Source organism: Rhodococcus sp. IEGM1428, from assembly GCF_050321865.1.
Taxonomy (GTDB): Bacteria; Actinomycetota; Actinomycetes; order Mycobacteriales; family Mycobacteriaceae; genus Rhodococcoides.
Window position 1 is genome coordinate 37590 of record NZ_JBNQFW010000006.1, and the last position, 24757, is coordinate 62346.

Sequence of the window (24757 nt, forward strand, 5' to 3'; positions counted from 1 at the left end):
AGCACGCAACCCGTCGGTCAGCCCGCTTCCCATCGCGAGAAGTGTGACTGCACGCGCGTGAGCAGCAGATCCACGATGACGGCTACCACCACGGCGGCGAACGTCGCAGCCCACACGATATTGACGTTGAAGCTGTTCTGCCCCAGAACCATCAAGTATCCGAGGCCGGAGCTGGAGCCGGTGAACTCGGCGACGATGGCGGCTTGAATGGCGAACCCGAACGTGATCCGTGCCGATGTGCCCACCCACAGCACTGCGGCGGGCAATCGCGTGTCCCGGATTGTTTCCCACCTGTTCGCACCCAGAATTCGGACGTGGTTCTTGACATCGGGATCGACGTTGGCCACCCCCGCCGCAGTACTGGTGATAATCATGAATACGATCACGAAGGCCACGTGGATCATCTTCGATCCGAGCGAGTATCCCAGAGCCACAGCGAAGAACGGATAGAAGACCAAGCGCGGAAAGCCCTGCCAGAACGAGACGAACGGCGAGATGATCTTTCCGAACGTGTCGTAGGTTCCGGCGACGGTACCGATGACGATGCCGAGCGCGAGGGCGGACGCATACCCGACTGTGGTGACCAAGACCGTGGTGAGAGTGTTGTCGAGCAGCGTGCCGTCGACGAGCCAAGTGCCGAGGTAATCGAGAATTTTCGATGGTGTCCCGACCACGAACGAGTTGATGATTCCCGCGGTCGACATCAGCTCCCAGCCGATCAGCACCACAGCTACGAAGCCGATCTGGCAGACCACCATGGCGAAGTCGCGATAGGTGCCGCGCCGACGAGAACTCAGAACAGTCGCCATTGGGAGTATCTCCGTTCTATCGATGCGAGAAGTCGATCTGCGACCAAAGAAATCAGGGCTATGACTATTGCGGCACCCACCAGCAATGCCGGCTCACCGAGTATGTTTCCCCGCGACAGGTACGACCCCAACCCGGACGACCCCGCGAGGTACTCCGCGAGTGCGGCACCCAGGACCGACCAGATCACAGCGAGGCGAAGGCTTGTAACCAGCCAACCAGCGACAGCCGGTACGTAGACCGAGGACGCCAACCACCCGGCACCGGCACCGAGCACTCGTGCGTTCTGGGCATACACCGGGTCGATAGAGGACAACCCGTTGAAGACGTTGAGGTACACGATGAGAAAGATCAACGAGGACACGAACACAGCAGCGGACGTTGTTCCGATGCCGAACCACAAGATGAACAGCGGAGCGAGTGCAATTCGCGGAATTGCGTTTGCTACGACCAGGAACGGTGCGAGAAACCGGCGCACCAACTCGAACGGCCAGGACAAAGTCACAGCCACGCAGGCCGCGACTGTTCCGATTACAAACCCCAGCAGTGCGCTTCGCAACGTCACGAGGACGTCGGTCCAGAAGCCGGGGTCGGGTATCCACTCGACCAGCTGCTCGAACACCAGGACCGGCGATCCGATCAGTGTTTCCACACTGGTGCCGAACGCAGCAGCGAGCTGCCATGCTCCGAGCAGTGAGACCCACAGAGCAATTTGCGCGATCGGAACGAGCCAGGATCGTCTGGAGGTCCCGTGCGTCGAGCGATCGGGTGCCAGGACAGCCTCTTCTACGACCGTCATCGTTCACTTCCCGGTGCTATCGGCGTCACCTGGTCGCGTAGATCGCTCCACAGCTGTTCGTGCATGCGGGTGAACTCGCTGTCGAAACGCAGTTCCAGGAGATTGCGCGGCCGTGAGATCGGGACGATTCGATCGGTGAGGACGGTGCCCGGTCCGCGCGTGAGCGTGACGACACGATCCGAGAGTCCGACAGCTTCTTCCAGATCGTGCGTGACGAACACGACGGTCTGACGGGTTTCGGCCCACAATTCGAGTAGGTCGTTCTCCATGAGGTTTCGGGTCTGCGCGTCGAGGGCGCTGAAAGGTTCGTCCATCAGAAGTATGCGTGGCTTGAGGACCAAACTGGCTGCGATGGACACGCGTTTGCGCATGCCACCGGAGAGCTGGTGCGGATAGGAATCCTCGAAGCCGGCCAGGCCGACGCGAGCCAACCAATCCTTCGCCTCCGCCGCGGCATCGGTCTTGGATTCGCCACGGTACCTTAGGCCGAGCGCCACGTTCTGAAGCGCTGTGCGCCATGGGAGCAGCGCGTCGCGCTGGAAGACGAAGCCGACATCCGGGTGTGGCCCACTCCGGGCGTCGACCGTCCTTCCGAGAACCGAGACCTGCCCCGAGGTCGGCGGACGCAGCCCCGCAATCATGTAAAGCAACGTCGACTTCCCGCATCCCGATGGGCCGACGACGGAGACGAACTGGCCCTCGTCGATGACGAGGTCCACGCCGGACACCGCAGTATGCGTTCCACGTTTGCTCGTGTACGTCTGAGCCACTGCGGACAGTTGAACCGCATGTGTGATGCGCGTGCCGGTGAGATCCTCGGAGGTTGTCAGCTGAGAAGGTGTCATGTCGATCCTTTTCATCGAAAGTCGTAACTCAGGAGAGCGCGGCAGGCACGGTCACGCCGAGCTCGTCGTACGCAGCCAATACGTATTTGTTGTCGAAGAGGTCGCCACTGGGTTCGTAGCCGTCCTCGACTACGTCGACAAGTGTTGCCCCGGTCAGAGTTTGCTCGATTTCGGCGGGCGAGAACCCACCCGAGGCTCTGGCGAATCCAGTGATCGAATAGTCCCACTGCAGTTCCCATGTGTCTCCGACAGCGTCGACGAATGCGGGAGACATCGTTTCCAGCGCCTCGGCGGCGGAGGGCGTCGTCGCGAGTCCGGACAGTTCACCGACCAACGCAGTGACAACCTGCTGGACGAAGTCGGGATGCTGTTCGGCGAACTTCGTCGAGGTGGTGAACACGGAATTGAGCTGGTCGGCGATGGGGAGCGTCTCGTCTGCTTGTGGGTTGGAAATCAAGTAGGCCTTGCCCGAGGCCACCGCCTGCGAGGCGTTCACAGGCGATGTCGAGAGGATGTCGGCCCGGCCGGATTCGAGAACGGCCTGGGTTTCCGAACCGCTACCCAGTGGCAGTTGCTCTTGATCGGACCAATTCAACCCCGCGTTCTCCGCCGTCAGACGGGCGCTGATCTCAGAAATCGATCCGAGCCTGGTGAAAGCCCAGCGCTGCCCGTCGAATGCCCGGACGTCGTCACCGTTCGCCGCTTGCGAGGCGGAGTTGGCGATGACCTGCTGAGAGGGGCCGTCGAACATGTTCATCAGTGGCACCAGATCACCACCTTGTGCGTCGACCCCGAGCACGGAGGCACCGGGCACTATGGCGGCGTCCACCGATCCACCCGCTAATGCGGCTACCAAGTTGGATCCGGACGGAATGGTCTCGATGCTGAGCTCGACGCCGGCGTCGTCGAGGACTTTCGACAATGCCCCGCCCTCGCCGATCGCCGAGTAGAACGCCCCGAACGTCACGTCGGCGGAGAACACGCCCACACGGAAGTCGGTGAGCTCCTCGGCAGACCCTCCCGAACAAGACGTCAGTGTTGCGGCGGCAACACACGCGACGCCCGCGGCGGCAATTGTGGAACGGAGGTGCATGGGGACCCCTAGATCGAAGATGTGATGCACATTACGGTGCGATGCCAATATACTCGCAATCACAGTGACGTACGTCAACCTTACCGACGACTATTTTTCGTAATTAGGTGAAAACACAGGCCCCAAGAGCAGTCGTAGCGGAGGTCGGATTCGATTCATTCCTCATCAAGCTTGACGGTCGTCTTTACTAGTGCGATGCTTCAAGCCATCCATACATTGAGAGGAGCATCACATGACCCCGCATTCGGCAGGTAACGACCGCGACCGCTGTCCAGTGGGCAAGGATCTCGAATTCGACCCGCTACAGCCGGAGACATTCGACAGTTCACATGAGGTGTACGAACGGTTTCGCAGTGAGTGCCCAGTGGCTCACAGTGAGCAGTTCGGCGGCTTCTGGGCGCTGTTCAAGTACCAGGATGTTGTGGACATGGCCTCGGATCACACGACATTCACCACCACGGTGCAGAATGTCGTTCCGAAAATTTCCTTCACCGGCCGTCGCCCACCCCTTCACTTCGATCCGCCCGAGCACAAGTACTACCGACGCCCCCTCGGTGGTCCGCTTCGATCGGCGCAGACCTCCAAACTCGAGGGCGATATGCGCAGCTACGCGCGTGATCTCATCGCGGAGCTACGCGGCAAAAACTCGTTCGATTTCGCAACCGACTTCGCACTCCCGTTCGCTGCACACGGATTCTCACGCCTGCTCTCACTGCCCGACGAATTGGTCTTGCGTGTCAGAAAGCTCTCCGTCGCATACAACTTCGAGGTGCAAGCCATGAACCACGTCGAAGTCCGCCGTCTCTCGCTCGAGTTGTACGACGTCGCACGCGAGATCGTGGAAGGACGCAAAGCCGAACCACTCGACAGCAACGCCGACATGGTGTCCGGTTTGCTCGCCGCCTGCGAGGCCGAAGTCGACCCGATCACCGAAGAGATGGTCGTGGCGTCCATTCGTCAGATGCTCGTCGCAGCAATGGCCGCGCCGCATGCGGTGATGAGCAGCGCCGCGGTTCACTTGGCGCGCGATGCGCAGCTGCACAAACGGCTTCGTGAGCACACGGAACTCATCCCAGCAGCGGTCGAGGAGTTCTTACGCTTGTATTCTCCTTACCGAGTGTTCTCACGAACGCCGGTGGAGGACGTGGTGATAGGCGGCCGCGAAATTACGGAAGGTGAACCGATTGCGATGATCTTTCCCTCCGCGAACCGGGATGCCGACGTCTTCGACGATCCACACGAGTTCAAGCTCGACCGCATGCCGAATCAGCACATCGCGTTCGGGGTCGGGGTCCATACTTGCCCCGCCGCTTTCTTCGCACGAATGGAGCTTCGCATCGCCATCGAAGAGCTTGTTCGCGGAATCGAGGAATTTTCGCTCGCAGGAGAGGTAGAGATGATGAACTGGCTCGAATTCGGACCCGTCTCGGTTCCCGTCCGGTCGACGACCAGAGAGTCGGCGTGAGCTCGCCGCCGCAGCCGAGCTCTCAAAATCTGCTCATCACACTCCTCGGTACCTACTTCTACGGTCAGCGCGCGCCTATCCCGTCGGCATTTCTGGTCCGTCTACTGCAGGAGTTCGATGTCACCGAAGTCGGTGCTCGAAACGGTCTGAGCCGAGTTGCGAAACGTGGCCTGCTCGAAGTCAGCAAACCAGGACGAAACACCTTCTACAGACTGAGCGACGACGCACACGACCACCATGCCGAACGCCTCAGCGAAATCGTCAACTTCGGTGACACCGAACCAGGATGGGACGGCACCTGGACAATGGTGCTGTTCTCGGTGGCGGAGAAAGACCGTGCACAACGTCACTTGGTTCGACATCGGCTGGCCAGCATGCGCTTCGCCATGTTGTACGACGGGGTGTGGGTGAAACCAGGTGCGTTACCCGAGCACGCTGCGGCTGCGCTGAAAATCTTGGAACTGCAGAAGGCGACAGTCCTCACCCACGCCGACGTCGCCAGCGTCTTCGGTTCCGGCGATCCGGTCCACGCCTTCTCGACCGAGAAGCTGCGCGAACACTACGAGGAGTTCGTTGCCGACTTCGCACCGTTGAAACAGCGTATGGAGGCCGGCGAGATCGGCGCAGCGGACGCGCTGTTGCAACGCACATCTGTGATGGACAGGTGGCGGTACTTCCCCGACCACGACCCTGCATTACCCAAAGGTATTCGGCCAGAACCGTGGCCGCTGGAACAGGCACGAAAGATGTTCATCAGCATCTACGACGGACTCGCAGAGCTGGCCGACATGAGGCTGCGAAGCCTGCTCACCGAATTCGCACCCGACCTCGCAGACGACGTCCGGTCCCCGACCAGCGCCCAGATTGCAGGAATGAACATTCCAGCCAAGGGCATGGGTCCGTTGACCGGGATGCCGTGACGCTCTGCCACATCGAAACGAGAGACTCACCGTGAACGACCCCACCCAACGTGACGCAGGCCCGATCACGATCACAGCCGTAGGAGATATCGGCCCCGACCGCGACGACGCTAGTGAGCTGTTCGAGATCAATCGGACGGTGCTACAGGATTCCGACGTGACCTTCGGCCAACTCGAATTCGTTCTCTCCGAACAAGGTTCACGACTCCCCCAGGTTCGCCATACCGTCCGCGCCAAGCCTGCAGATGCGGCCGAGATCGCCGACGCGGGTTTCGACGTGATCTCCTTTGCCGGCAACCATTGCATGGACTTCGGTGCCGCTGCCATGCTCGACACGATCGACAACATCACCGCAGCAGGGATGCTCGCGGTCGGAGTCGGGGCGAACCTGGCCGACGCGCGTCGACCGACCTCGCTGGACGTACGCGGGACACGCATCAGCTTCCTCTCCTGCAGTTCGATTCTGCCGCACAGCTTCTGGGCTACCGAGAACCGACCAGGGTGCGCCCCGATGCGGGCCTTCACCGTGTACGAGCAGATCGAACACGACCAGCCGGGTACCCCACCGCGCATCCATACCTTCGCTCATCGCGAAGACCTGGCTCGACTCGTCTCGGACGTCCGCCGACTCAAGGCCGCCGGAGACTTCGTTGCGGTGTCCGTGCACTGGGGAATCCACTTCATCCCTGCCGAGATCGCGGACTATCAACGCGACATCGCACACGCTCTGATCGACGCGGGAGCAGACGTGATTCTGGGGCACCACTCCCACATCCTCAAAGGTATCGAGATCTACCGAGGGGTTCCCGTCTACTACAGCCTGGCCAACTTCGCGATGGACACCCGCGTCACACCCGAACACGTGAAAACCAAAGGCTTTCAGGAGATCATGAGCCTGAATCCGGACTGGATACCCAACTTCGAGTCCACGTTCAACTTTCCGCCCGACTCGAGGATGACAATTCTGGCGCAGCTGACGGTGGAAGACGGCCGACTGGTGGATTACGGATTTCGACCCGGTTGGATCAACGACAATTCGCAGACGGAAGTCCTGGACAATGTCGATCCGCGATACGACACGGTCGTGCGCTACATGCAGAGAATCTCCCTCGAAGCCGGCTTGACCACCACCTACGAACCCGACGGCGACCTGGTCCGCCCGGTTGCACGCGACGAAGACCTCGTCGTATGACTTCCGTGCGGCCGAACACCGTCACGGCCGAGCTCAGTTCGTTCATCTCCGAGACGACATTCTCCGACATCCCGGACGTGGTGCTGGACAAGCTCGCGCTGCACACGATCGACGGCATCGGAGCCATGCTTGCAGGCCAAGACAGAACGTGGACCGTCGCAGCTCGCGATTACGCCCGAGAGGAAGGACCACCCGGTCTGGCCTCTGTCGTCGGTGATAGACAGCGCGCCCGCCCCACGATGGCAGCGTTCGTCAATGCCACCGCGATGCACGGTCTGGAACTGGACGATTACCACGTACCGGCCGCAGTGCACGCCGGTTGTGTGACGGTGCCGACGGCGATCGCAATCAGTGAACATCTCGACCTCACGTCTCGGCAGCTTTTGACCGCGATGGCGGTCGGGTACGAAACCATCATTCGACTGGGCCTGGCGATGTCGCCGGAAATGACGCTCGACAGCAGCTTTCACGTCACCAGCGCTTTCGGACCGTTCGGTGCCGCTGCCGCAGCCGCCAATCTGTATCGGATGACGCCCGCACAGACCTCCTGGGCACTCGGCCTGGCCGCATCCCAGGCCGGCGGCACCACGGAATACACACGATCCGGCGGCGAAGTGAAAAGACTCCACGCCGGATTCGCCGCAGCGAGCGGAATCCGCGCCGCAGACCTCGCACGGCGAGGAGTTTCCGGCCCAGCACAGGCTATCGAAGGACCGCGGGGATTTGCCACGGCTTTCGGCGGATCCAGAATCGATCTGCACTCGCTCACCGACGGACTCGGAACAATATGGAACACGGCGGGTTTGGGCATCAAAGCATGGAGTACGTGTACCGGGAACCATGCCCCGATCGCCGCGATGACGGCGCTGCGGGAGCAGCGATTGGATCCGTCCGACGTCGAGGCGATCACCGTCTACACCGACCGCACGACCGCCGAACACTGCGGACACATCGGTCCAAGAGTTTCCGACCTCACCGGCGCGCAGTTCAGCCTGCATGTATCGCTTGCGATGAGCCTGGTGCTCGGAGGAAACGATCCCCTCCATTACCACCGGTTCGAGTCGGCGAACTTCGAGCTACCCGCCGTCACGAAGATCGCTGAGCGCATCACTGTCGTTGTCGGCGCAGAACAGGAATCGACTTTCACAACGGCACCGTCGGCTCGCGTGGTGGTGACACGCCGTGACGGCTCGACGATCGAGGCCACCCGAAGCGCCTCCGGCGGACCGACCGAGCCGTACCAGTGGAACGACGTTGCAGACAAACTTCGCCGCAGTACCGCGGGTTCCGTCGACACCGTGACCATCGAGTCGATTCTGAACACAGTCGCACGGTGGCGATCGTCGGATGTCCAAGTCCGACAGGGCAAGAGCATCTTGCACGGGCCTGCAGGCGTCGGCGACTGAAGGTCTGCAGCCTCGACACGACGTCAACGGCCGTTCAGCGCGTCGTCACTGGCCAGCTGCGCACGCGCACCGGCCCGGCCCCATCCACCTGGCAGCTTGATGACGCACACGATCGAGATCGCTGATACGAGCAGCAGGTACGCCACGACCGAGGAGCTCGATCCGGAGTAGGCATACAACGCAGTTGCAACGGTCGGTGCGAATGCTGACCCGATCAGCTGCGAGAGCGTATAGCCGATGGACACACCCGAGTACCGAACGTCCGATCGGAACACCATCGAGAACAGCGATCCGGTCACCCCCGCCGCCGGAGCCATGGCAACACCGAAGACCAGCGCGAGCGCAAGCATGAACAGCCACCGGTTGCCGGTCTCGATCAACACAAATGCGGGCCAGATCGTCACTGCCATTGCGATCGCACCGGTCAGGTACATCGACTTGCGGCTCAGCCGATCCGACAGAGATCCGAACACTGGATAGAGCACGACCGCCACGACTCCGGCCACAAACACACCCAGCAGTGTGAACGTCCGATCGATACCCGCCACCGTCGTTCCGTACGAGACCAGGTAGGCCATACAAATGTAGGAAAACACTCCCTGGCTCAGGAAAGTGCCCGCCACGAGCAGGATCTCCCGTCGGTGAGTTCGCCAGGCCTCGGCTGCAGGGATTTTCACAACGGCGTTCTTTGCCCGCACCGCGGCAAAGTCGGGGCTCTCGGACAGCGATAGTCGGATGATCAGTCCGACCACGATCAACACCCCGCTGAAGAGAAAGGGAATCCGCCATCCCCACGAAAGGAACTGCTCGTCGGGAAGCTGCGAAACTGCCAGAAATGCCATCGTCGCGGTCGCAGTTCCGGCTGGTGCACCCATTTGCGCGAACGATCCGTAAAACCCCTTGCGTGCTGTCGGTGCGTGTTCGACGGCCATCAAGGTGGCACCTCCCCATTCACCGCCTACAGCGAAGCCCTGCGCCAAACGGAGCACTGTGAGAAGAATCGGTGCTGCGACACCGATCTGCGCATAGCCGGGCAAAAGCCCCATCAGAATCGTGGCCGCGCCCATCCCCACCAGGGAAATGATGAGCATCTTCTTTCGGCCCAGACGGTCGCCGTAATGACCGAAGACGACGCCGCCGATCGGTCTTGCGAGGAAACCGACACCGAACGTTGCGAACGACAGCAGCACGCCCATCAGCGGAGAGGCGTCAGGAAAGAAGAGTTTCGGGAACACCAGTGCGGAGGCTGTGCCGTAGATGAAGAAGTCGTAGTACTCCACCGTGGTTCCGATGAAACTGGCAAGTGCGACCCGAAGTGGCGAGGTCCGTTTCGAGTCTGCGTCGTTGGCCTCGTGAACGTGTGGTGATCGAGTTGTCATCGAGCATCCTTTGTCTTGATGGGTTCGGCTGCCGAACGGCGGGCCGTGAAACGCAAGGTCGTGCTAACCGACGACGACCGAACCGTCTGATCCGATCTCGACGTTGTCGCCATCGCGTACTGAGTCGAGAAATTCGTCGCCGAGTTGATCGATGGCCACTATCCGATTTCCGTCCCAGATGTCGGCAAGCAGAATTCCGGCCGCGGAGATCGAGTCGATGTGGCCCGAGTACAGCATCGCCTTGGGTGCGATACCGAGCTGAGCCGCGCATTGGAGAATCATTCCGCCGGTGGTGGACCCGATGGACTGCGTCAGGCACAGGACTTTGCCGCCGATGTGTTTGCGGTAGAGATCGGGATTGTTCCGGTCGTGACAGAACGGGTCGGATGCAGCAATTCCCTTGAAATACGTTGCAAGAGTGTTGAACCCCTGCCTGGTGACCACGCATTCTCCTCGAGTGGAGCCTGCAGTGACCACCCTTCCTGTGAAGGTCTTCATGATGTGGGTTCCCGCTCACTTTGCATCGTTGGGTTGTGGCCGTGCACTATTCGGCGAAGAACGATGTCGTCTTCGAAGAATCGACTGGTGGTGTAGGTGCGCAATTTGTTGGAATTGGTGATGACAGCGCTTCCCGCCGAGGACGGGCAGTTCATGTGCAGAGCAGGGCAGAACGTGGAAATCGAAATGCCCGCAGCGATCGCTCGTTCGTATTGCGTTGGCTGCTCGGCGCGAAACGCGCACACGGCACGCGGAGCGGTGCTGAGTATGGTGCGCATCGAAACTCGCTCTCGCCCTGCTCGTTCCAAGGAGTCGAGGATCGAATCGACCACAGAGCCCAGCTGCTCGCGCGACAGGTGCGGACATCCGATCAGCGCTGTGTCCGCTTCGATGTCCACCTCCGCTTCCGCCGGCCGACCGGGCACAACAGGGGGCGCGAGAATGTCGTCGTCGATCACGACCGAAGAGAACCCGTCTGCCATGAGCGTGGCCCCCAAGCGGATCGCTTCCGGTGTCACCTTCTCGACGTGAAACAACCCGACGGCACCGCTCGATGCTGTCGCAGCACCGAAGTCCTTCAGATAGTCGCGGGCCGCCGCGGGAGACAGGTCGGCCAACAATCTGTCGAGGCCGGTGATGTAGGGAACGCCTTCGACGACGCGACGGCCGATCTCCGAGCCCAGGACAGTGGCCGGTGGCAGCGTTGTGGTCCGCACATCGATCTTCCACGTGGCGGCCCGGCCGCTGTCGAGCAGCAGTCCGAATTCCGGTGCGCGCCCGGCGATCGCCCCCATCAACTCGATCAGACCGGAATTTCGGTTGGTACGCGCGCCCAGTACGGAATTTACGAACACCACGGCGGAGGACTCGGCCCAGGACAGTACGTCTCCCTCTCGTGGCGTGTTGCCCGTCTCGGGTAGATATGCGGTGCACGAGAACGCGTCCTCGTCTTTCAGCCCGAGCGCTCGTAACTGCGTTTCGTACCGGTCCTGGTGCGGATACAACGCGCGAATGTCGCGTACCTCGTCGTCGGTGTACGGGACCGCGTCGAAATCGTACGGGCGCGGATCGACGGTGAACGGTTCGACCGTTGTCGCGCCCGCCGCAATGAGCCTGTCGAGGAGGTCGAACGCGGCTTCGAGGCCTGCCATGCCCATCGAGGTAACCACGTGCGTCGGGCCATCGAGCGGAACGAGACGTTGCGCACCGAACAGCTCGCCGTACCGCACGAGCGTTTCCATGACCTTGCTCATGGCCTCGCCCGAACGGCCCTCCAGCATCGCGCGTTCCTCCGCAGTGAGCGTCATAGATGTCATGGGACTGTGATCCAAGTCTCTCTTCACACACACAGCATGGCCGGTACCCATGATTTCGTCCAACGATGTTTTCCGAAATGATTCATCGGATTATGCGATGATTTGTGGGTGGACTTCAGACACCTTCAGACATTCGCGAGCGTTGTGCAGGCGGGGACTTTTGCCGCCGCTGCCGAGGAAATGAACACCGTGCAGTCGACCGTCAGCACCACCATCAAGACACTGGAGAAAGAACTCGGCGTTCGACTCTTCGATCGCTCCGCCCGTACCGCGGTCTTGACCTCGGCAGGCCACGCCCTGGTTCCCCGAGCACGCAAGCTTCTCGACGACTTGGCGCTCACTCGCGAACATCTGCACGACGTGGACAACAGTCTCGGGGGCAAGCTTCGAGTAGGCACGATCGGCTCGATCGAGCCGATCGCACTTCCGGCCGTCCTGAAGCGGTTCGGCGATGCCAACCCCTACGCCACTCTGGAGGTCCTGTCGGACTCCGTCGGTACAGCGGGGCTCGTAGAACGCCTACGCCGCTCCGAGATCGACATTGCGTTCATCGCCAGCCGATTACCCGATCGGGTCCGGACCGAGACAGATTGGCTGACAATGACGATCCTCGCCGAAGGAGTACTCGTCTTCATCGCATCACCCGACCATCCACTCTCACAGCGAACCGCTCTGACGCTTCCCGAGGTCGCAACCCAAACCTGGATCGAATCCCCTGCAGGACAGACGAATCGGACTATCACTGACGAGGCCTTCGACCGCGCGGGCTTGGAGCGAATCGTGAACCTGGAAGTCGCCGAACCCTCGAAGGTTCCCAATTACGTTGCCGCCGGAATCGGCATTGCCATAGTGCCGGACTTCATCGCTGCGGCGCGAGATGATGTGCGGATCTTGAACGTCAGGGGCGAGGCACTGACCTGGTCCATCGCCATCGCCCGCCATAGGGAGCGAGTTTCGCCTCTGATGACGGCATTCTGGAGCGAGTTCGGCCGAGACGCGTCACTCGGACTCATACCTACCGATCCTCGATAGGAAGTGGCGATAGCAAAAGCCTATCGCCGGCTGCCGGATCACTATTGGACGAGCATGAGGCGCGCGTCACACAATTGGGCTCCATGATCGAAGAAGGAGCAGAAATGAATTTCATGCGTGCCGCCCGCTTGCACGAGGTGGGTCAACCGTTTCGGATCGATCAGGTGGAGATCCCCGAACCAGGACCGCGGGATGTGCTCGTCGAGGTGCGGGCCTGCAACGTGATTCCAAACCTGCGGAATGTAGTGACCTCGTGGCCGGAGTGGTTTCCGTACCTGCCCTTGCCGGCGCTCCCTGCAATCTTCGGTCTCGATGCCGCAGGCGTGGTCAGCCGCGTGGGTTCGCAGGTTCGCAACGTGAAGGTCGGCGAACGTGTCTACGTCAATCCCGGTCGTCATTCCGGAGATTCATATGCGTCGAGAGGTGGTGATCCACTGAACGATCCGAGCTTCACCTTTCAGGGCTACTTCGGATTCGGTCCCGACTCGCACCAAATCTACGAGGACTACCCGCACGGTGGCTTCGGTGAATATATCACGACACCGGTCGACGCGTTGGTCACCTTGCCCGACTCCGTATCGTTCGAGCAGGCTTGCCGCTTCGGCTATCTGGGCACTTCCTACGCCGCGCTTCGCAAGGCCGATGTGAAGGCGGGAACGTCGGTATTGATCAACGGCGGCACGGGAACCCTCGGGGTCGGAGCGGTGCTCAATGCGCTGGCGATGGGTGCCACCCGTGTGCTGGTGATGGCACGAGACCGCGCGCTACTCGAGCGCGTTCGACAGCTCGACCCACGACGTGTACAAGTGCATTCCCATGGTGACGGAGACGTGGGCGAATGGGTTCGGCATCACACCGACGGGCTCGGGGCGGATGCGTTCGTGGACGCTGTCGGCCCAGGTGCACCACACGAGATCACCCTGGCCGGAATCGACGCGCTACGTCGCGGTGGACGGATGGTCGACATCGGTGGTATGTCGGAGACGTTGCCGCTGAACATGTTCAAACTCATGTGCTTCCAGATCAGTGTGATCGGATCGAACTGGTTCAGTGTTGCCGACGGTCAGGACATGGCGCGCATGGCCGAAGCCGGGACACTCGATCTATCGGTATTCGAGAACGAGGTATTCCCTCTCTCAGCAGTGAACGAGGCCCTCGACGCTGTCGAAAACAGAAAAGGTGGATTCACCAATGTCGTGGTGAATCCGTCCATGGCCGAGCCCGATTCGGCCTCGCAGCTGGCCACAGCCTCGTCGACGGCTGGCTGACCACGCCACACTCCGTCAGGTGCAGGGTGGCTCGGGCGACATGCCCGAGCCACCCTTTTCACGCTGTGCCGATTGAGTACTGCTCGGTCCGATGGTCGGACACGCGCCGTGCGCAATTCCGCTTCGGCCAGCGGGCGGAGACCGCTCCCACACACACGACTTGCACCTCGGTCACGGTGACCGAGGTGCAAGGACATAACTCTCTCGTTGTCAGCCTTCGGGTGCTACCGGAACAGACTGAACAACAGCTGTATCGGAGCCTTTCATGGTGTTGTTCTCCTGGTCGGTGACCAGCTGACGAGCGGCACCCTTTCGACCCCACCCGCCCGGCAGGAGGACGACCGACACGATCGACACAGCAGAGACCCCCAAGAGGTACAGAACAATGGAATCACTGGACTTCGTCGAGGCATACAGCGCTGTCGCGATGGTCGGGGCGAAGGCAGATCCGAGTACCTGAGAAAGGGTGTATCCCAGGGAAACTCCGCTGTATCTCACGTCGGAGTCGAAAATCATCGTGAACAGGGAACCAGTGACGCCGGCAGCGGGAGCCATCGCGATCCCGAAGATCAGGATCAACGCGAGCACAAAATTCCAGGGGTTTCCCGTGTTGATCAATGCGAATGCCGGCCAGATAACCACCGCCATAGACGTTGCGCCGATCAGATACAGCGTCTTACGCCCGAAGGTGTCGGAGAGCGATCCGAAGATCGGGTAGAGGATCACTGCGACGACGCCTGCCAGAAACACCCCTGTCAGCGCGAAGGTGCGGCTGATTCCCGTGTTGGTGGTCGCGTAGGAGATCAAATACGCGCTGCAGATGTATGCGAAAACTCCCTGACTCAGAAAAGTTCCGGCAACGAGCAGGATCTCTCTCCAGTGCCGGCGCACCGCAGTCACCACCGGTAGAGCGACAACGGCGTTCCGATCACGAACCGCAGCGAAATCAGGACTCTCGGCTAGCGAGAGCCGAATGAAGAGACCGATACCGATCAGGACCGCGCTGAACAAGAACGGGAGCCGCCAACCCCAAGCGATGAAGTCGTCGTCCGGGAGTTGGGCGACCAGCAGAAAGGCAAGTGTCGCGACGCTGGTACCCGCGGGCGCGCCCATTTGTGAAAACGCACCGAAGAATCCCTTTCTGGCCTGCGGGGCATGCTCGACGGCCATCAGGGTGGCACCACCCCATTCACCTCCGACGGCAAAGCCTTGCAGCAACCGGAGCACGGTCAGGAGGATCGGTGCGGCAATCCCAATCTGCTCGTATCCCGGAAGCAGGCCCATCAGCATGGTCGCGAGACCCATCCCTACAAGAGACAGCACCAACATTTTCTTGCGTCCGACTCGATCTCCGAAGTGCCCGAACACCACGCCGCCCAGCGGGCGGGCCAGGAAGCCCACGCCGAACGTCGCGAAGGACAACAGGATTCCCAACGCTGCATCGACGTCGGGGAAGAACAACTTCGGAAACACCAGGGCCGCTGCAGTTCCGTAGATGAAGAAGTCGTAGTACTCCACCGTGGTGCCGATGAAGCTGGCCACCGCCACACGCAACGGCGAGGTCTTGTGTGGGCTCGCCGGCGGTGCAGTGGCTGTCGGTTCTGTCATGTTGTCTCGTTTCGAGGCGCGGGTCGTTCTGGATCCGCGAAGGTGGGTGTCAACGGTTCGCGGGTTCGCACCCGCCTCGAGTGCGGCCGCATCGCGGTTGTGCCGGGGCGGCCGCACCGAGAATGTGAGGTCCAAGCTGGTAGCACTAGAAGAACAGGGAACCATCGATTCGGCGGATCACTCCGGCACCGGCTCCATCCTGAAGTTCGGCCGGAAGGAGCTCCTGCGCGACGTTCTGGTACGCGATCGGACGCAGAAACCGCCGGATGGCGGTCGCGCCCACCGAAGTGTGTTGCGAGTTGGTGGTGGACGGGGACGGTCCGCCGTGGTGCATGCTGGCCGTCACCGCCACTCCGGTGGGGTACTGATTCGCGACAATTCGCCCTGCCTTGGAGCTCAGAGTGCCGAGAAGCCAGGTAGTGAAGTCCTTTTCGTTCGGCTCGGTGTGGAAGGTGGCGGTGAGCGCAGGATCCACACGGTCGAGCAGCCCTGACAATTCGTCCTGGTCGCGGTAGCGAACGACGACTGCAGTCGGCCCGAAGCATTCTTCGAGAACGGCGCTGCCGAGCTTTCCCGGATCGCACTCCCACAAGGAAGGAGCCGTCGCGGTTCTTGCTGGGCTCAGCTGTGTTACGCCACTCGCGTCACCCAAACGCTCTGTTCCGACGACAAAGCCGTCACGAACCGCCTGGGTCAGAAATGGCGACTCAGGACGTTGTCCGATGAGGTCCGACAGCGCGTCCACGATCTGCTGGCCCGATGCCGAGTCGGGAAGAAATACCAACCCCGGCTTGGTACAGAACTGACCGTTGCCGAGCAGAACAGAGTTCGCCAGTCCTTCGGCAATTGCTTCACTTCGTGCGTCCGCGGCTCCCGCTGACACGACAAAGGTGTTCTGGCTACCCAATTCGCCGAAGAACGGAATCGGGTGCGGGCGGGCGTGAGCGAGATCGGCAAGCGCTCGTCCGCCTGCCACCGAGCCGGTGAACCCGGCCGCGGCAATCGCCGGATGGGAAACAAGCAACCGACCGGCCTCTCGGCCGTGAACCAGACCGATGACATCCTCTGCCACACCACAGGCACGAAGAGCGTTGCGCGCGATGCCGAGCACCATGTCAGACGTTCTGGGATGTCCTTGGTGCGCCTTGACAACCACCGTGCAGCCCGCCGCCAACGCCGAGGCGGTATCGCCACCGAGGACTGAGAACGCAAGCGGGAAGTTACTCGCCGAGAAGACCGCGACCGGCCCGATGGCGATGAGCCATCGGCGAATGTCGCCGCTGATGGGGACAGGCGAATCCGGGTTCGCATGGTCGATCGCCACCTCCAGATAGGCACCCTCCTCGACCACGTCCGCGAACATTCGCAACTGGTGCACCGTTCGAGCCAGCTCACCCGTCAATCGGACTGTGCCGAGCGATGTTTCGGAGTCGACAACCGGAATGAGGTCTGCCGACGACGCGTGCAGCGCGTCCGCGACCGCGCGAAGTGCAGACGCTCGTGCTGATCGCGAGGTAGCCGCCCACGCCGACGACGCACTCACTGCCGCGTCGACGGCGACGGCCACGTCCTCGGACGAGGACTCCAGAACCCGATCTGCCCCCGTCATACCGTCACCCTCGACGTCTCGATACCGAGCTCGCTGTTGGCCGCGATGCCCATACCGGTGATCCACTCGGGGACAGTCTCGTAACCGACGGTTCCCAGTGGTTCGCCGACCGTGGCCGCCACTGCGATCCAGGTGCGGACCTCGTGCGCACCCGTTCCGGCGGTCTGGATGTCTTCGTGGGACATCCGGGAGATCGAATCGAGGTCACCGTCAGCCAGAAGCTGCAGCATCCGTGCGTCCCACTTCGGCCGGATGGCATCGATCGCCTTGCCCATGTTGTCGGTGATCAGCGCCTGACGTTCCGCCTCCGGAAGCTTGTGTGCACCTGGGATGAGCGACGGCGGCGAGTGCGACAGTCCCCCGGATCCGATCACCAGCACTCGATCGTCCGAGGACGTGGACGTGTCGAGAAAGCGACGGGTGATTCGGCCCAGTTCGATCACCCGTGCTGTGGTTGCGAGTGGACGATCGATGCAGTTGACGACGACCGGAAGCATCGGCACCGCATCGAGTCGCCCGAACAGATCGGTGGTCGACTGTCCGAATCCGTGATCGAGCTTGAGCTCGGGAGCAAGCGCTACTTCGACGCCGTTCTCGGTCGTGAATCGAACATAGTCACGTACCAGCTGGGAGGGGATGTCGTAACGGGAGCTCGCGGTGTTCCAATCGCCGTATCCGGTTGCGGCCTCGACCGCTGTGAATGCGGGCGCGATGCCGGCGAGTGCACGCATGTGGTCGGGGCCGAAGTACACGACCAGAGTCGGGTCGTAGGCACGCACCGCCAGCGCTGCGGCCTCCACCGCGGCACGGAAGTGCACTCCCTGAGTGTGTTCGACGTCGGCCAGCATCTGGGGACTGTGGGAGAGTGCGACACCTGCCAGTCGCGCACCTGATTCTAGTGTTGTCATGTGCTTCCTTGGGCTCGTGAATATCGATGTGGCTCAGTTGGTCTGATGCACGGACCGCAGTCCGGCAGGTTTTTTCAGGGCACCAGTCACCTCGTCGATAGTGGTAATGGTGGCCAGAGCCCCGAGCGAGGCGACGGCTGCATTGTGAATCTCGAGAGTGGCCGCCGAACACGCGTCCTCGACGACGACGACTCGATACCCGAGATCAGTGGCTGCGCGGGCGGTGCTCTCCAACGAAACGTTCGTTGCGACGCCGCAGAACAGGATCGTGGTGATGCCGCGTGCGGTGAGTTCGAGACTCATCCGCTCCGTGAAGCCTCCGACCCTCTGGTGCGTGAGAACGATGTCGGTGGGCTGCATCCGAACGTCGTCGACTATCTTCGCTGCTTCCGAACCGTCTTTCATGCACCCGAGGACCGGGATGTCGGCAAGGATGGGAGAATTGGCAAGGAGGTCCGAGTAGTCCGGCGCGAACGCGATGCGGGTGAAAATCGTTGTGCACCCCGCCTCACGGCCTGCGTCGAGCAGATCGGCGATTCGCCCGACAATGTTTCGGAGCTGTACTTGCTCGTAGAACGCTCCGGCGAGCGCGCCGTTCGGACCGACTACGTCGCCCTGGCAATGAACTGCGACGATCGCGGTAGTGCGGGGATCGAGCTCCATCTCAGACTCCTGTGCATAGGGTTGAAGAAGCGAGTCCTGTTGTGCGACAGAACGTCACCACAAGACAGAACGTCGCCACAATACGGGGCTCCACGTTCAGGGGAGCCGATGGGAAAGGAAAGTCGAAACCGCTGCGTTGAATTCGTCGGCTCGTTCCTGCGGAAACCAGTGTCCGGTGTCGGCGAACACGTGAAGTTCCGCGTGGGGTATCAGTTCGGCCAACGTGATGGCGTTGGAAACAGGAACAACCTTGTCGTGCCGGCCATGCAGAACCAGTGTGCGATGATCGATCCGAGGGAGTTGCTCCTGGAGAGGGGTCCGCGGCACACGCGAACCGTCGCGAAAGAAGGCCTGGATCGCCTCGTGCGCACCCGGAAGCGCACTGAGGGCGTAGCGCTTTTCGACGAGATCGGCAGTCACAGTGTCGGAGTCGTAGGCGAAGCACTCGTGCAACAGCTCCCGCATCAACGATCGGTCCGGCCGATAGTTGCGCAGCAGAGTCTGTGCCGGCGACGTCGACGGTGCCACCCGGGTACTCATCAGGACCAAGCTGTCGATTCGTTCAGGCGCGTCGAGTGCGAGCTGTAGCCCTACCCTGCCACCCAAGGAATTCCCGATGACACTGAACCGTTCGAGCCCCAGTTCGTCTGCGAGAGCTACCATTTGAGTGGTCCACAGTCCGATACCGTAGTCTTCGCCTTCGGGCTTGTCCGAACCGCCGAAACCGAGAAAGTCCGGAGCTACGACCCTGTGAGTGCGTGCGAGCTGGGGTGTCAGGGAAGCCCACGTTCCCTCCGACGACGCTCCGGGTGCTGCTCCGTGCAGTAGCAGCACCGGCGCCCCTGTGCCCGAGTCGGCGACTGCAAGTGTGCGCCCACCGACAAGTACATGGTTCGTCACCGGCGTGCTCCGGTGTTCTCCAGCCTGGCCAGAACGCGAGTTTCAGCAGGTGTACGTTCCCACTTGCGGCGTTCTGGATTTTCGAGCAACGCCTGGTACGCGGCAGAGATCATTTCCCTGATGTCGAGAAACGGAGAGAGGAGTCCAGCACGCTCGGCCTTGTCGATCGCAAGAATAGTGTTCTCGTTGCTGAATGGGAAGACACAGTCGACGTTGTTGAACGTGTCGCGGTCTTCGCCGGTCGGTCCACCACCGACGGTTCGGGTGTCGGCCGAGCGGCCGACGACTTCGGCGCACACATCGACGAACCCTTGGAGCGAGGTGTTGCACCTCTTGGATGCGACGTTGTAGACGTCGAAGCCGCTTCCGGTCAGTTCGACTGCACGAGCCAACGCCTCGGCGGCATGATCGCGGTAGATGTACTGGTGAACTGCCTGCCCATCACCCGGGAGAAGGATCTGAGCTCCGTCGAGAATTCGGTTGAGAACGAACTCCTCGCGAGCGATGAAGTTCAGTGGGCCGAGAACCAGTGGCAGGCGCACGACGACCGAGTGCAATTCGGCTCGGGCAGTGGAGATTGCACGTTCGCACGCAATCTTGTCGACCGCATAGTTACCCCACAGCGGATGCGGACCGTATTCGATGTCCTCGGGCCACGGAATCAGAGGGTCGGGGCGAACCACGTTGACGGTCGAGCAGTGCACCCATCGGTCCACCTCAGGCAGCGCAGCGAGAAGCGACGCCGTCTGCTCGCCTGTGTACGCCGATAGATCCAGTACGGAATCGAATCGATCGGTGGCCGCCAAGCGCGCGAGATCGTCCGCCTTGTTCCGATCGCCCAGTATCGAACGGACTTCACCGATCCATTCGGGTTCGCGACTACCGCGATGGAACACCGTCACCTCGTGCCCGGCGTCCAGTAGGTGCCGAACAACGAGGACACCGACGAATCGGGTACCACCCATGACCAAGACCTTCATCGGACCGGACCCCTGTCAGCAGTCTGTTTGCTCATGCACACAGGTCACCATGTCACCCAGGTCACAGTCCAATAGAACCTTTGTCGTCGGCGATAACCTCTAGTGATCGCCGCGAATATCGCGCAGATCGCGACATACCTGCAGGAACGCCGCCAATACCGGATCCTCCCGCCTGGGATGCCACGCGACCCCGAAGGCGAAACGCGGTATCGGCGGCGCGAACCGCCTGATCACCACGCCGTCGGATCGGAGTTTGGATGCACGCTCGCTGTCCAGCACCGCCACTCCCCTGTTTCGGTCGACGGCCGCCATCACATGTTCGGGGTCCGGTTCCCAGATGATGCTGTTCGGCGGTTGGGCACCGAATATCTCCCTCTGCATCTCGTCGAAGTAACCGGGCGCTTGCGTTCGTGGCCAACTGACCAACGTTTCGCCGATCAGGTCGCTGCGTTCTATTCGGTGCTTGGCCGCCAATGGATGATCGGCCGGGCACGCGACGACTGCCTCGGTATCACCGAGGGAAAGGATTTCGATGTCGGACTCGTCCGACAGAGGCAGACGAACGAACGCCGCGTCGACGTCTCCTGCACGCAACATGTCGACGTTTCGAGTGGTCCAGGCGACGTCCCTGGTGACCTGCACTCCCGGGTAGCGTTGAGAAAACTCGTTCACCACGGTGTCGGGAAGCCCGAAGGCCACGGATCGGGTCAGCACGATGCGGAGCGTTCCCTCCCGTCCGTCTCCGGACGCGCGGACACGGGCGAGTGTGCGGTCCACCTGAGCGAGAATGGCCTCGCCCTCCTCCAACAGAACTCGGCCGGCCTCCGTCAGTGTCACGCCGTGCGAATTCCGCTCGAAGAGTTTCACGGCGCACTCTTTCTCGAACACTTTGATCTGCTGTGACAGGCCAGGCTGAGCGAGGTGCAGCCGATCTGCAGCGCGACCGAAATGCAGTTCTTTCGCCAAGACCACGAAATACTCGAGCCGTCGAAGGTTCACGCTCAGACCATAAGCATCGCTTCTCGCAATCGCAAAGAGTCCTATTGGACGCCGAGGCCCGTCCTGGCCCAGGCTGAAGGTCGAGGCCGACCCAGCGCAAGGTATCCGCGGCCGAACAACTTTCACGAAGGGCTTACACGTGTCCGACCAATCCTCAGGACCACCTCTCACGGTCGCAGACGCTCTGGCCGCCGGTCTGCAGCGGCACGGCGTCACAGTGATCTTCGGCCAATCCCTGCCATCGGCCCTGATGCTGGCTGCACCGAAGTTCGGTATCCGTCAGCTGGCGTATCGGACCGAGAATGCCGCGGGGACGATGGCCGACGGGTTTGCCCGTGTGTCCGGTCAGATCTCGGTGGTCGCGGCGCAGAACGGACCGGCTGCAACCTTGCTGGTACCTCCGCTCGCCGAGGCCACGAAGGCGTCGGTTCCGATTCTCGCACTGGTGCAGGATGTTCCGCGCGCCAACCGAGACCGCAACGCGTTCCAGGAGTTCGACCACCCCGACCTCTTTCGGTCGGTCTCGAAGTGGCTTCGAGTTCTCGACGACCCCGCACGGGTAGACGACTATCTCGACATGGCCATCACCGCCGCGACGTCGGGAAGGCCGGGGCCGGCAGTACTGATGCTGCCACGGGACGTTCTTATCGAAACAGCGACGGGATTGGGGCGACGCACAGCGACTCTCGGCCACTTTCCCCTCGACCCGGTTCGTCCGGCCTCAGATCGAATAGCCGAGGCGGCCGAACTCATCGCCTCGGCCGAACGTCCACTCCTCGTTGCCGGAGGTGGTGTACATCTTTCCGGGGCAGCCGATATTGTTGCGGCCCTTCAGAATCGAGTCGCCCTCCCAGTAGCGACCACGAACATGGGCAAGGGCTCCGTCGATGAACGGCACCCGCTGTCGGTCGGAAACATCGGCAACTACATGGGGCCGACGGGCGCGACGCACCATCTTCGCTCACTCGTCACCGACGCCGATGCGATAGTTCTCGTCGGTACACGCACCAACGAGAACGGCACCGATGCTTGGAGTTTGATTCCCGAGGGTGCCAGACTGATCCACATAGACGTCGACTCCAACGAGGTGGGCCGAAACTACGAGGCAATTCGTGTGGTCGGGGACGCGAAGCTCGCGCTGACCGACCTTCTCGAGGCGTTGGAGAAGTCCGATCTGAGCAAACGACACGCGGCGGCCGACTTCGTGAAAAGCCAGATCGCGGCAGGGCGTAACGCCCACACGACCGCAGTAGCGGATCTAGTGACTCCCGGAGACGGCCTGATTCGACCGGAATTGGTGGCGAACGAGATCAACGAGCTTCTCGACGAGAACACGATCGTCACAGCGGACGCCAGCTACTCGTCCATCTGGATGGGCAACTACCTCCGGTCACGCGTTCCGGGACAACGCTTCCTGTCCCCCCGAGGCCTCGCGGGGCTCGGATGGGGAATGCCCCTGGCGTTGGGAGCCAAGCTTGCTCGTCCTGATGCAACGGTCATCTGCCTCACCGGGGACGGTGGATTCGGGCACGTGTGGTCGGAGTTCGAAACGGCGGTGCGGGAGAACATTCCTGTTGTCGTTGTCCTGTTGAACAACGGTATTCTCGGCTTTCAAAAGCATGTGGAACTTGTGCAGTTCGGCGAATACACCAGCGCTGTGGACTTTGTCGCGGTAGATCACGCGGCCATCGCTCGAGCATGTGGAGCAGATGGAGTCCGCGTCGATAGCGCCGACGCGGTGGCCGATGTGCTCGCAAAAGCTATTGCATCCGGACGACCCACCCTGGTCGAAATCATCACCGATCCGCACGCATATCCCCCGATCACCGGATGGAGCGGCGTGTCCGCCGAAGTGATGTCACAGTAGAGACGAAGCACCCGAGCGAATCGGACGAAAGGCTTACGCGCCGCGCCTCGCCCCTACACGTGGAGCGAGGCGCGGCGTCTTTTGGATGCAATTCGGACCCAGCTATGCCGACGGTCCGGCAAACAGGCGTGGGCGTATTTTGTGCAGACCGGAAGCGTCAGACTATTTAACGATCTTAGGAGTTCGATCATGGCAGAGGACGGTGCCTACTTCAGGCCGGGCAAGGAATTCGAGCGCGACACCAACTACATTCCGACCCGGATCACCGCCGACGGCCGGGACGGTTATCCGGTGGAGGCGGGCCGGTATCGACTGATCGCTGCCCGCGCCTGCCCGTGGGCCCACCGATCCATCATCGTCCGTCGCCTGCTCGGGCTCGAAGACGCACTGTCCCTTGGCATTCCGGGGCCGACCCACGACCCGCGCAGCTGGAACTTCCAGGAGGACCCCGGTGGCGTCGACTCGGTTCTGCAGATTCCTCGCCTGCAGGACGCCTACTTCGCCCGCTTCCCGGACTACGAGCGCGGCATCACCGTCCCCGCCATCGTCGACGTTCCCACCGGCGAGGTCGTGACCAACGACTACCCGCAGATCACTCTCGACCTGAGTACCGAGTGGACGCAGTTCCACCGCGACGGAGCCCCCGATCTGTACCCGGAAGCGCTGCGCGCCGACATCGACGAAGTGTCCGACCTGGTGTTCAGGGACGTCAACAACGGCGTCTACCGCTGCGGATTCGCCGGTTCGCAGGAGGCATACGACAAGGCCTACGACCGACTGTTCGCACGCCTGGACTGGCTCGTCGAACGCCTGGCCACGCAGCGCTACCTCGTCGGAGACCACATCACCGAAGCAGACGTTCGCCTGTTCACCACCCTGGTTCGCTTCGATCCCGTCTATCACGGCCACTTCAAGTGCAACCGCAACAAACTCACCGAGATGCCGGTGCTGTGGAACTACGCACGCGACCTGTTCCAGACCCCCGGATTCGGAGACACCGTCGACTTCGACCACATCAAGCGGCACTACTACGAGGTGCACACCGCGATCAATCCGTCGGGCATCGTGCCGAAGGGACCCGATCTGGCCGGCTGGCTCGAACCGCACGGGCGCGAATCACTCGGCGGATCGCCCTTCGGTGACGGCACCGCGCCGCCGCCGCCGAAGCCGGACGAACTGGTTCCGCCCGAGCACCGGGTGTAG

General features: G+C 61.7%; 22 protein-coding genes. 8 read left to right on the forward strand and 14 right to left on the reverse strand.

Annotation, left to right across the window (positions count from 1 at the left end; genetic code table 11):
- Positions 1 to 17: 17 nt before the first annotated feature.
- From ACQR3T_RS23590 to ACQR3T_RS23605, 4 genes are read right to left on the reverse strand one after another with little or no spacing between them, the layout of a single operon-like run.
- Complete coding sequence (locus ACQR3T_RS23590; RefSeq protein ID WP_428695012.1) at positions 18 to 809, reverse strand: ABC transporter permease; 792 nt, start codon at positions 807 to 809, stop codon at positions 18 to 20.
- A complete protein-coding gene (locus ACQR3T_RS23595) occupies positions 794 to 1606 on the reverse strand; it encodes an ABC transporter permease (protein ID WP_428695013.1) in 813 nt (270 codons plus the stop codon). The genes ACQR3T_RS23590 and ACQR3T_RS23595 overlap by 16 nt, the downstream gene beginning before the upstream one ends.
- On the reverse strand, positions 1603 to 2451 hold the full coding sequence (locus tag ACQR3T_RS23600; RefSeq protein WP_428695014.1) for an ABC transporter ATP-binding protein: 849 nt from the start codon (positions 2449 to 2451) through the stop codon (positions 1603 to 1605). The genes ACQR3T_RS23595 and ACQR3T_RS23600 overlap by 4 nt, the downstream gene beginning before the upstream one ends.
- A 28-nt stretch (positions 2452 to 2479) precedes the next feature.
- The gene (locus ACQR3T_RS23605) at positions 2480 to 3544 is read right to left on the reverse strand and encodes an ABC transporter substrate-binding protein (protein ID WP_428695015.1); all 1065 of its coding nucleotides are present in this window, start codon (positions 3542 to 3544) and stop codon (positions 2480 to 2482) included.
- 232 nt (positions 3545 to 3776) lie between these two features.
- Here ACQR3T_RS23605 and ACQR3T_RS23610 point away from each other — a divergent pair, with 232 nt between their 5' ends.
- From ACQR3T_RS23610 to ACQR3T_RS23625, 4 genes are read left to right on the forward strand one after another with little or no spacing between them, the layout of a single operon-like run.
- Positions 3777 to 5009, forward strand: a complete 1233-nt coding sequence (locus ACQR3T_RS23610; RefSeq protein ID WP_428695016.1) for a cytochrome P450 — start codon at positions 3777 to 3779, stop codon at positions 5007 to 5009.
- On the forward strand, positions 5006 to 5929 hold the full coding sequence (locus ACQR3T_RS23615; RefSeq protein ID WP_428695017.1) for a PaaX family transcriptional regulator: 924 nt from the start codon (positions 5006 to 5008) through the stop codon (positions 5927 to 5929). The genes ACQR3T_RS23610 and ACQR3T_RS23615 overlap by 4 nt, the downstream gene beginning before the upstream one ends.
- A gap of 31 nt (positions 5930 to 5960) precedes the next feature.
- Positions 5961 to 7121, forward strand: coding sequence for a CapA family protein (locus ACQR3T_RS23620; RefSeq protein ID WP_428695018.1), 1161 nt, complete (start codon positions 5961 to 5963; stop codon positions 7119 to 7121).
- Positions 7118 to 8527, forward strand: coding sequence for an MmgE/PrpD family protein (locus ACQR3T_RS23625; RefSeq protein WP_428695019.1), 1410 nt, complete (start codon positions 7118 to 7120; stop codon positions 8525 to 8527). The genes ACQR3T_RS23620 and ACQR3T_RS23625 overlap by 4 nt, the downstream gene beginning before the upstream one ends.
- A gap of 23 nt (positions 8528 to 8550) precedes the next feature.
- Here ACQR3T_RS23625 and ACQR3T_RS23630 read toward each other — a convergent pair whose 3' ends face one another.
- From ACQR3T_RS23630 to ACQR3T_RS23640, 3 genes are all read right to left on the reverse strand, one after another.
- On the reverse strand, positions 8551 to 9906 hold the full coding sequence (locus ACQR3T_RS23630; protein ID WP_428695020.1) for an MFS transporter: 1356 nt from the start codon (positions 9904 to 9906) through the stop codon (positions 8551 to 8553).
- Positions 9907 to 9969: 63 nt separating this feature from the next.
- Positions 9970 to 10350, reverse strand: coding sequence for an aconitase X swivel domain-containing protein (locus ACQR3T_RS23635; protein WP_428695021.1), 381 nt, complete (start codon positions 10348 to 10350; stop codon positions 9970 to 9972).
- Positions 10351 to 10400: 50 nt separating this feature from the next.
- On the reverse strand, positions 10401 to 11711 hold the full coding sequence (locus tag ACQR3T_RS23640; protein ID WP_428695022.1) for an aconitase X: 1311 nt from the start codon (positions 11709 to 11711) through the stop codon (positions 10401 to 10403).
- A 117-nt stretch (positions 11712 to 11828) separates the two neighbouring features.
- On the opposite strand from ACQR3T_RS23640, the gene ACQR3T_RS23645 reads away from it, so the two are divergent.
- Positions 11829 to 12752 carry a LysR family transcriptional regulator gene (locus ACQR3T_RS23645; RefSeq protein ID WP_428695023.1) on the forward strand — a complete coding sequence of 308 codons (924 nt, stop codon included), beginning with the start codon at positions 11829 to 11831 and terminating at the stop codon, positions 12750 to 12752.
- 113 nt (positions 12753 to 12865) lie between these two features.
- Entirely contained in the window at positions 12866 to 14020 is a 1155-nt protein-coding gene (locus ACQR3T_RS23650) for an alcohol dehydrogenase catalytic domain-containing protein (protein WP_428695235.1), read from the forward strand.
- A 210-nt stretch (positions 14021 to 14230) separates the two neighbouring features.
- On the opposite strand, the gene ACQR3T_RS23655 is transcribed toward ACQR3T_RS23650, so the two are convergent.
- From ACQR3T_RS23655 to ACQR3T_RS23685, 7 genes are all read right to left on the reverse strand, one after another.
- The gene (locus ACQR3T_RS23655; protein WP_428695024.1) at positions 14231 to 15628 is read right to left on the reverse strand and encodes an MFS transporter; all 1398 of its coding nucleotides are present in this window, start codon (positions 15626 to 15628) and stop codon (positions 14231 to 14233) included.
- A 145-nt stretch (positions 15629 to 15773) separates the two neighbouring features.
- On the reverse strand, positions 15774 to 17237 hold the full coding sequence (locus ACQR3T_RS23660) for an aldehyde dehydrogenase (NADP(+)) (protein ID WP_428695025.1): 1464 nt from the start codon (positions 17235 to 17237) through the stop codon (positions 15774 to 15776).
- The gene (locus ACQR3T_RS23665) at positions 17234 to 18145 is read right to left on the reverse strand and encodes a 3-carboxyethylcatechol 2,3-dioxygenase (RefSeq protein ID WP_428695026.1); all 912 of its coding nucleotides are present in this window, start codon (positions 18143 to 18145) and stop codon (positions 17234 to 17236) included. The genes ACQR3T_RS23660 and ACQR3T_RS23665 overlap by 4 nt, the downstream gene beginning before the upstream one ends.
- Positions 18146 to 18178: 33 nt before the next feature.
- Positions 18179 to 18808, reverse strand: a complete 630-nt coding sequence (locus ACQR3T_RS23670; RefSeq protein ID WP_428695027.1) for a cysteine hydrolase family protein — start codon at positions 18806 to 18808, stop codon at positions 18179 to 18181.
- 96 nt (positions 18809 to 18904) lie between these two features.
- A complete protein-coding gene (locus tag ACQR3T_RS23675) occupies positions 18905 to 19708 on the reverse strand; it encodes an alpha/beta fold hydrolase (RefSeq protein ID WP_428695028.1) in 804 nt (267 codons plus the stop codon).
- Positions 19705 to 20688, reverse strand: coding sequence for an NAD-dependent epimerase/dehydratase family protein (locus tag ACQR3T_RS23680; RefSeq protein ID WP_428695029.1), 984 nt, complete (start codon positions 20686 to 20688; stop codon positions 19705 to 19707). The genes ACQR3T_RS23675 and ACQR3T_RS23680 overlap by 4 nt, the downstream gene beginning before the upstream one ends.
- 99 nt (positions 20689 to 20787) lie before the next feature.
- Positions 20788 to 21687, reverse strand: coding sequence for a LysR family transcriptional regulator (locus tag ACQR3T_RS23685; RefSeq protein ID WP_428695030.1), 900 nt, complete (start codon positions 21685 to 21687; stop codon positions 20788 to 20790).
- A 139-nt stretch (positions 21688 to 21826) separates the two neighbouring features.
- Here ACQR3T_RS23685 and ACQR3T_RS23690 point away from each other — a divergent pair, with 139 nt between their 5' ends.
- Positions 21827 to 23554: an acetolactate synthase catalytic subunit gene (locus tag ACQR3T_RS23690; RefSeq protein ID WP_428695031.1), complete on the forward strand. Its 1728-nt coding sequence runs from the start codon at positions 21827 to 21829 to the stop codon at positions 23552 to 23554.
- Positions 23555 to 23743: 189 nt separating this feature from the next.
- Positions 23744 to 24757: a glutathione S-transferase family protein gene (locus tag ACQR3T_RS23695; RefSeq protein ID WP_428695032.1), complete on the forward strand. Its 1014-nt coding sequence runs from the start codon at positions 23744 to 23746 to the stop codon at positions 24755 to 24757.